Source organism: Rhodococcus sp. NPDC055024 (assembly GCF_053608585.1).
This window is the reverse complement of sequence record NZ_JBSGVT010000002.1, coordinates 85,441-92,687: the sequence shown is the minus strand read 5'-3', so window position 1 is coordinate 92,687 and position 7,247 is coordinate 85,441. Positions and strand designations below refer to the sequence as shown.

Below are 7,247 nucleotides of genomic sequence, written 5' to 3'. Positions count from 1 at the left end.
CGGCTCCACCTGGCGTGGAATCGGGGTCGCCAGTGTGGGCGCGTTCGGGGCGCTCGTCGGGGCGCTTACGCCCCGCGCCGAGACGACCGAGAACCAAGCTCGCTCGTTCTCCGAGACGACGTCCGTCGGGGTCCACAATTCCTACGAGACTGCGACGTTTCCCTACTTCGCCGATGCACTCGACTCGGGAGCGTCGTTGCTCGAGCTGGACCTGTGGACCAACGGCGGCGGTCCGGACTGGCGTGTGTCGCACATGAATCCGGTGGCAAGCGAGAGTAACTGCGTCGGAGCATCGAACGCCTCCGAGTTGCGAAGTGGCCCGCGAGATCAGGGACTCCGCGGATGTCTGGCAGATATGCGGGCGTGGCACGAGGCCAATCCCGAGCATCCGCCGGTGATGATCAAGTTGGAACTCAAGGACGGTTTCACCGCCGGGTACGGACGGGGGCCCGCGGATCTCGACGCCTTGATTCTCGGGACACTCGGAGACGCGGTTTTCACGCCGGCCGATCTGATGGGTGAGTCTTACTCGACCCCGGATGCCGCCGTCACCGAGCGTGGATGGCCGAGCACCTCCGAAATGACCGGGAAATTTCTGTTCGAGCTGATACCGGGAACGATCGAGGAGGGGAACCCTCTCGATACGGAATGGACGGACCGGCAGTATGCGACGCACCTGCGAGATCTGTCCTCCGCCGGGCTCGTCGAACTCGGCGCGGCCTTTCCTGCTGTTCACCGGGCGTCACCGGGAGACCCACGTCTCGACCGCTACACCGATCCGGGGATCCGTCCGTGGTTCGTGATTTTCGACGGTGACGCCCTCGACTACACCACGGGAGTTGTGGATCCGAGTTGGTACCACGAACGGGGTTACCTCCTCGTCATGACCGACGCGCACAAGGTCGCTCCGCAGATCGACGGTACCCACGCCTCGGAAGCCGAGGCGGGCGAGCGACTCGACCTGTTGGCCGGGCAGCACGCAAGTTACATCACCGCGGACTGGTCGAGGTTGCCGAACGTACTGTCCACCGTGGTGCCGCGCCGGTGATGTCCGCTGACAAGATCTGACGGGCGGCAATTCTCAGGAACAGGGTGCAGGATGTGTTCATGCGCACAGTCACGTGGAATCCCGAAGTCTACGGCCGCTATTCGGGGGAGCGGTCACGCCCGTTCGTCGACCTGGTGTCCCGGGTGGCCACCGAAGACCCGACTCGCGTAGCCGACCTCGGCTGCGGATCAGGCACCCTGACCGCGATGCTGGGGGAAAGATGGCCGGACGCGTCGGTATCCGGATTCGACTCGTCTCCCGAAATGGTGGCGCAGGCCCCGGCAGACCTACCGGGAAACGTCACCGTCGAGTTGGGGGACTTCATGTCGTTCAACGCCACAGGTTACGACGTCGTCGTCAGTAACGCTGCACTGCAGTGGGTTCCGAGCCATCGCGAGCTGATCGATCAGTGGGCGGACACCCTGGGGTCCGGGTCGTGGCTGGCGTGGCAGGTTCCGGGAAACTTCGATGCTCCGTCCCACTCGCTCATGCGGAACCTCGCGGAGTCCGCGGAGTGGAGTGAGCGGCTGGGCGGCGTCTTGCGCGGTCCGGAAGGCGTTGACAGTCCGGTTGCGTACGCGCAGCGTCTCCAGGAACACGGATTCGACGTCGACGCCTGGGAAACGACGTACGTACACGTACTGGCAGGTGCCGACCCGGTGCTCGGATGGGTACGGGGGACGGGTTTGAGGCCGGTGCTCGACGTTCTCGGCGAAGCTGACGCGCCGGAATTCGAGCGCCAGTATTCCGATCTGCTGCGTGAGGCGTATCCCGCAACAGCCGCCGGAACGCTGTTTCCGTTCCGGCGGGTGTTCTGCGTGGGACGCAAGCGGTAGATAGTCGGCCGGCTTCCAGTCAACCGATCACTGCGCGGTGACGAAGCCTTCGGAGACCAGCCAGTCGCGAGCCACGTCTGCCGGCTCCTTGCCGTCGACGTCGACCTGCCGGTTGAGCTCGGTCATCACCTCGTTGGTCAGTCGCTCCGAGATCGGTGCCATGACTTCTGCTACCTGCGGATGTGCTTCCGCGAAGTCCTTTTTCATCACCAGTGCCGGATTGTATTTCGGGAAGAACTGGAGATCGTCGTCGAGCAGAACCAGGTCGAGAGCGATGATGCGGCCGTCGGTGGTGAACACTTCACCGAACTTGCACTGGTCGCTGTCGGCCGTCGCCTGGTAGATGATGCCCGTCTGCAGAATCTGTCGCTGGGCGCGCGACGCATCGAAGCCGTACTTGGCTGCCAGACCGGGATATCCGTCCTGACGGACGTTGAACTCGGTCTCTACGCACGTGACCGCAGCGCCGGGATCGGACTCGACCAACTTCGCGTAGTCGGAAACCGTCTTGACTCCGGTCTTCTCGGCTGTCTCCTTGCTCATCGCCAATGCATACGTATTGTTCATCGGCGCCGGATCCGTCCACACCATGTCGTTCGCGGCCAGATCAGCGTCACGGACCGCCTCGAACTGGGCCTGCGAGTCCGGGAGAGGAGTCTCGTTTCCTAGATAGTTGATCCACCCGGTTCCGGTGTATTCGTACGCAAGATCGATCTGCCCGTTCAACTGCGCGTCTCGGGTGCTGTTGGAGCCCTGGATGTTCGTGAGATCGCGAACATCCGCGCCTGCAGCGGACATCGCGAATTCGATGATGTATCCGAGCACGATCTGCTCGGTGAAGTCCTTGGAGCCGACGGTCATCTTCACACCCTCGAGCTCGGGAACGGGCTCGATGCTGCCGGGGCCGACGGCAAGGGGCAGTGCGCCACCGGATTCCAAGCCACAGGAAGCGACGAGTGTGAGGCCGAGCGTGGCAACGGCGAGTTTCCAGCCCCGCGTTCTGGTGATCGAAGTCTTGGTCATCGTAATCCCTTGGGCCCGAGATAAGTTTCGGCGAGCGCGCCGAGCCAGTCGATCAGTAGGGCCAGCGACACCGCGAGTACCGCACCGACCACGAGCGTGACGTTGTCACGGAGCTTGTATCCGGTGTCGATCAGAATGCCCAGACCGCCGGCACTGACCAGGAAGCACAGCGTCGCCGTGCCGACCGCCAGAACGAGCGAAGTGCGAAGGCCCGCAAGAATGTACGGGACAGCCATCGGGAATTCGAGCTGGCGCAGCACGGTCAGAGAAGACATTCCCTGACCACGCCCGGCGTCGATGAGGGTCTTGTCCACCTGCTGATAGCCCAGAATCGTGTTGCGCAGCACGGGAAGCAGCGAATAGAAGGCGATCGGAAATACACCGATCCAGAAACCCGTTGTTCTGGTCGCGAGATAGAACAGCACGAGGAGGCCGATGGCCGGCGCCGCGGCTCCGATGTTGGCGATACCGACGAAGAACGGCGCCAAGCGGGTGAATCTCGGCCTGGTCAACAAGGTTCCGAGCGGAACAGCGATGGCGACGACGATGATGACCACTGCTGCGGTGATCAGCACGTGTTGCCACGTCAGCGTGACGATATTGTCGAGATTGATGCTGGCCTTCTGCGTCGCGTTGAGATCGCGAGTGAACGCCCAGGTCAACACGCCCGCAACCAGGATCAGAACGATGACCGGCTGAACGTACAGGCGCATCCGTTCCGCTCGGCGGGTGGCCGCATTTTCGGCGGCACCGAGATCGGGCGCATCAGTTTCCATTTCGGGAGCGGCGACGCGCTCTTCGGTCGGGGCACTCATATTCGACCCTCGACGTTCTCGGCGTCGGACTCCTCGTCGTGATCGTGGGCATGCTCCTCGCGCATCTCGGAGAGATGGCTCACGAGTGTGTCGATCGTGATGAGGCCGACGTACTCGCCGCGCCGTCCGGTGACCACAGTGGACGCATTGCTCTCGGCGAGAAGAGCTTCCAACGCATCCTGCAGGGTGGACTGGATGGACACGGCCTCACCGATCTCGTTGCCGACACCTCGGAGGCTCGACGCATGAGCGAGGTGGCCGGGTGAGACCCAGCGAAGCGGTCGTCCACGCTGATCGAGAATCAAGGCCCACTTCCACTTGCGCGCTGCGAGTGCGGTTCTCAAATCGTCGACCGAATCTGTTTCGCGCGCGGTGAGGCATTGCTTGAGCTTGATCTGACGCACCCGGGTCAATGTCAACTGCTTGAGTGATGCGTCGGCGCCGACGAAACCCGCGACCATGTCGTTGGCGGGATTGGCGAGAATAGCTTCGGGGGTGTCGTACTGCATAATGCTGGACTGGTTGCCCAGCACGGCAATTCGATCACCGAGCTTGACTGCCTCGTTGAAATCGTGGGTGACGAAGACGATGGTCTTACCCAACTCCGACTGCAGTCGCATCAGTTCGTCCTGGAGCAGGCCGCGGGTGATGGGGTCGACCGCACCGAAAGGCTCGTCCATCAACAGAACCGGGGGATCGGCAGCGAGTGCTCGCGCCACGCCTACACGCTGTTGCTGGCCGCCGGAAAGCTGGCGCGGGTACCGGTCGCGATAGGTGTCCGGATCGAGGCCGACGAGGTCGAGCATCTCGTCGGTCCGTGCCGCGATGCGTTTCTTGTCCCAACCGATGAGGCCGGGCACCGTCGCGACGTTCTTCGCAATGGTGAAGTGCGGGAACAAACCTGCCTGCTGAATCGAGTATCCGATGCCGCGGCGAAGCTTGTCCGGGTCGATGGACAGCGCGTCTTTGCCGTCGATGGTGATCTTGCCCGAGGTGGGTTCGATCAGACGGTTGATCATGCGCATCGTCGTCGTCTTGCCGCAACCCGAAGGTCCGACGAACACCACGATCTCACCGGCCGGAACAGTCAGTGAAACATTGTCCACCGCTGCAGCTTTCTGGCCTGGGTAACGCTTGGTCACGGATTCGAGAACGATCTCGACTCCGGATACCTTCTGGCCTGCGGATACGTCGGACGGAATGGTTTCGGTCATTGCAGCCCCTTCGAAGTAGTGAGACGGCCGATGACGACGTAGATTCCGTCGAGGATCAGGGCCAGAATGACGATGAGTACGGTGCCGACCAGCGCTTGCGGAACAGCATTGGGGCTACCGACCCTCGAGAGCCCGGAAAAGATCAGGTTTCCCAGACCTGGGCCCTTGGCGTACGCCGCGATGGCGAGGATGCCCATGAGCATCTGCGTACTGACCCGCATACCGGTGAGGATCGACGGCCACGCAATCGGCAGTTCGATTCGACTGAGTACGTGAAGGCGATTCATCCCCACACCGCGTGCTGCGTCCGTGATCGCCGGATTGACCGCGTCCAGGCCGATGATCGTGTTCCGAATGATCGGGAGCAGGGCATACAAGATCAATGCAGTGATCGTGGGGGCGACGCCGAGACCGAGTATCGGAATGAGCAGTCCGAGAAGGGCGAACGAAGGAACCGTCAGGATCGTGCTGGCCAAAGCTGTTGCCACGGACGAACCGACCGGGCTTCTGTAGACGAGAATTCCGATGATCACGGCGGCAATCGTCGCGATGATCACGGACTGGATAACTGCTGAAACATGTAGGTACGAGTCGGTCATCAATTGTTGTCGTCGTGCAACGACAAAATCCCATAGCGCGCCCATATTTCCGAACCCACTTTCTTCGGACTTCTGCTCGCAAGAACGTCTTCCCTCGACACCGACCGGCGCACAAGGGCTTTCCCCGCAGCCGTCGTCGGCCGAGGGGTTTGTCTCGACTGTCGTCCAAAAACTCGGATACTGCAACTAATTCCGATTGCAGCGTGTCGGATGTTGTTCTGGACGTGAGATTTTGCGAGACGCGGGTATGTACCCGCTGCGTGAGACGTTGAAACGTCCTGGAGACGACAAAGCGGGAGAGCTCCGAAGAACTCTCCCGCATTGCTTCATTTGTCCGAATTGGCCTCAGGCCCAGGTGAGCGCATCCTCATTGGAGAGCCGCGGCAGACGATCGAACCACGGGTTCTCGCCGGGATGGCCGATGTTGACCACCAGGATGGTCTTGAAGCGTCCGTCGGCGAAGAACTCTCCGTCGATGCCGTCGGCGTCGAACCCGGCCATCGGGCCGGCGACCAGACCCTGGGCCCGTATCGCGAGGATGAGGTAGCCGGCCTGCAGTGCGGCGTTGAACTTACTGCTCGATGTGGCGGCAGCGTTGTCGGACTCGAAGTAGTCCTTCATCTCCGGACGGATGGGGAACAGCGCCGGGATGTGCTCGTAGAACTTGGTGTCGACGGCCAGAACGGCAACTGCCGGAGCGGCCTCGGTCTTGGCCTTGTTTCCGTCTGCCATGTGCTCGACGAGGCGCGCTTTGCCTTCCTCGGTACGGACGAACAGTACTCGCAGTGGATTGGTGTTGGCAGCGGTCGGCGCCCACTTCGCGAGCTCCCAGATTGCGGTGAGCTCGTCGTCGGTCACAGGTTCGTTCGAGAAGGAGTTGGCGGTGCGTGCAGCGGTGAAGAGGAGTTCGCGACCAGCTTGATCGAGTTGCTGGTCGGTGAATGGGGTGGCTGCGTCGAGAGACATCAGGGGGCTTCCGTTCGGTGGTAGCTCCACCGAACATTGCCCGGTAAAGCTAGTTGCTAGTAAAAAAATAGTGCCTACGGATACGTTAGCACTATGACTAGGATGGTGGGGTGGCAAGCAAGAACGAAGCGGAGCACGAGCCCCGCGCATGTGACGGGGCGTTGGCCCGTGCGTTCGGCTTCCTGGGTAAACGATGGAACGGCGTCATTCTCGGCACACTGCTGAACGGGCCGGCGGGATTTTCCGAACTCAAGCGAGCGGTCGGGGGGATCAGTGATTCGGTGCTCTCGGAACGCCTGACGGAGCTGGCTGGGGCAGGCCTCGTGACGAGGACCGTCGACGCAGGTCCGCCCATCGCCGTGGAGTACGAACTGACAGCCTCGGGGCAGGCGCTGCTCCCCGCTCTCCGTGAACTGACCACCTGGGCTGCCGAAAATCTGCCACCCGAGGGTTGCTCGAACTGAGCATTCGTTCGGCCGACAGTGCAGCGACAGCGTGGGTCCTGCTTTCGAGAGCGTCTATTTCTCCTTCGAAGCGACGAAACATGTACGCAACGTAGATGCAACGTATCCAAAACTAGTGTTCTGGATCACACAGTGTTCGTGGGGTCGAGAGGCATTAGGTCACGAATCTGTGGGCAGAACGGGTCCTGTTCACTACCGGTGGTGGACGAGGACAAGGTTCCGCGGGTTGAGCACACAGCCCGCGGAACCGCCCCCATCAGGGCACCGGCTGACAGGAGTCCA

General features: G+C 61.9%; 8 protein-coding genes. 3 read left to right on the top strand and 5 right to left on the bottom strand.

Annotated elements, in window-relative coordinates:
- Positions 1-1,048, top strand: a 1,048-nt coding sequence (locus ACWF6P_RS06915) for a phosphatidylinositol-specific phospholipase C domain-containing protein (protein WP_452620499.1), incomplete at its 5' end; no start/stop codon positions are given.
- A gap of 59 nt (positions 1,049-1,107) precedes the next feature.
- Complete coding sequence (locus ACWF6P_RS06910) at positions 1,108-1,884, top strand: trans-aconitate 2-methyltransferase (RefSeq protein ID WP_452620498.1); 777 nt, start codon at positions 1,108-1,110, stop codon at positions 1,882-1,884.
- Between the two features lie 27 nt (positions 1,885-1,911).
- Here ACWF6P_RS06910 and ACWF6P_RS06905 read toward each other — a convergent pair whose 3' ends face one another.
- From ACWF6P_RS06905 to ACWF6P_RS06885, 5 genes are all read right to left on the bottom strand, one after another.
- A complete protein-coding gene (locus ACWF6P_RS06905) occupies positions 1,912-2,907 on the bottom strand; it encodes a glycine betaine ABC transporter substrate-binding protein (RefSeq protein ID WP_378531841.1) in 996 nt (331 codons plus the stop codon).
- On the bottom strand, positions 2,904-3,683 hold the full coding sequence (locus tag ACWF6P_RS06900; protein WP_378532752.1) for an ABC transporter permease: 780 nt from the start codon (positions 3,681-3,683) through the stop codon (positions 2,904-2,906). The genes ACWF6P_RS06905 and ACWF6P_RS06900 overlap by 4 nt, the downstream gene beginning before the upstream one ends.
- A 35-nt stretch (positions 3,684-3,718) precedes the next feature.
- Positions 3,719-4,936 (bottom strand): ATP-binding cassette domain-containing protein, encoded by a 1,218-nt coding sequence (locus tag ACWF6P_RS06895; protein WP_452620497.1) that lies wholly within the window; start codon positions 4,934-4,936, stop codon positions 3,719-3,721.
- Positions 4,933-5,580, bottom strand: coding sequence for an ABC transporter permease (locus ACWF6P_RS06890; RefSeq protein ID WP_283302663.1), 648 nt, complete (start codon positions 5,578-5,580; stop codon positions 4,933-4,935). Before ACWF6P_RS06890 ends, ACWF6P_RS06895 begins: the two co-directional genes overlap by 4 nt.
- A 300-nt stretch (positions 5,581-5,880) precedes the next feature.
- Entirely contained in the window at positions 5,881-6,501 is a 621-nt protein-coding gene (locus ACWF6P_RS06885; protein ID WP_452620496.1) for a malonic semialdehyde reductase, read from the bottom strand.
- A 110-nt stretch (positions 6,502-6,611) separates the two neighbouring features.
- Here ACWF6P_RS06885 and ACWF6P_RS06880 point away from each other — a divergent pair, with 110 nt between their 5' ends.
- A complete protein-coding gene (locus ACWF6P_RS06880; protein ID WP_452620495.1) occupies positions 6,612-6,965 on the top strand; it encodes a winged helix-turn-helix transcriptional regulator in 354 nt (117 codons plus the stop codon).
- Positions 6,966-7,247 lie beyond the last annotated feature (282 nt).

Excerpts from the sequence above, each read along its gene's own strand:
- ACWF6P_RS06910 (WP_452620498.1), top strand. The coding sequence starts at position 1,108 with ATGCGCACAGTCACGTGGAATCCCGAAGTCTACGGCCGCTATTCGGGG.
- ACWF6P_RS06885 (WP_452620496.1), bottom strand. The coding sequence starts at position 6,501 with ATGTCTCTCGACGCAGCCACCCCATTCACCGACCAGCAACTCGATCAA.
- ACWF6P_RS06890 (WP_283302663.1), bottom strand. The coding sequence starts at position 5,580 with ATGGGCGCGCTATGGGATTTTGTCGTTGCACGACGACAACAATTGATG.
- ACWF6P_RS06900 (WP_378532752.1), bottom strand. The coding sequence starts at position 3,683 with ATGGAAACTGATGCGCCCGATCTCGGTGCCGCCGAAAATGCGGCCACC.
- ACWF6P_RS06905 (WP_378531841.1), bottom strand. The coding sequence starts at position 2,907 with ATGACCAAGACTTCGATCACCAGAACGCGGGGCTGGAAACTCGCCGTT.
- ACWF6P_RS06895 (WP_452620497.1), bottom strand. The coding sequence starts at position 4,936 with ATGACCGAAACCATTCCGTCCGACGTATCCGCAGGCCAGAAGGTATCC.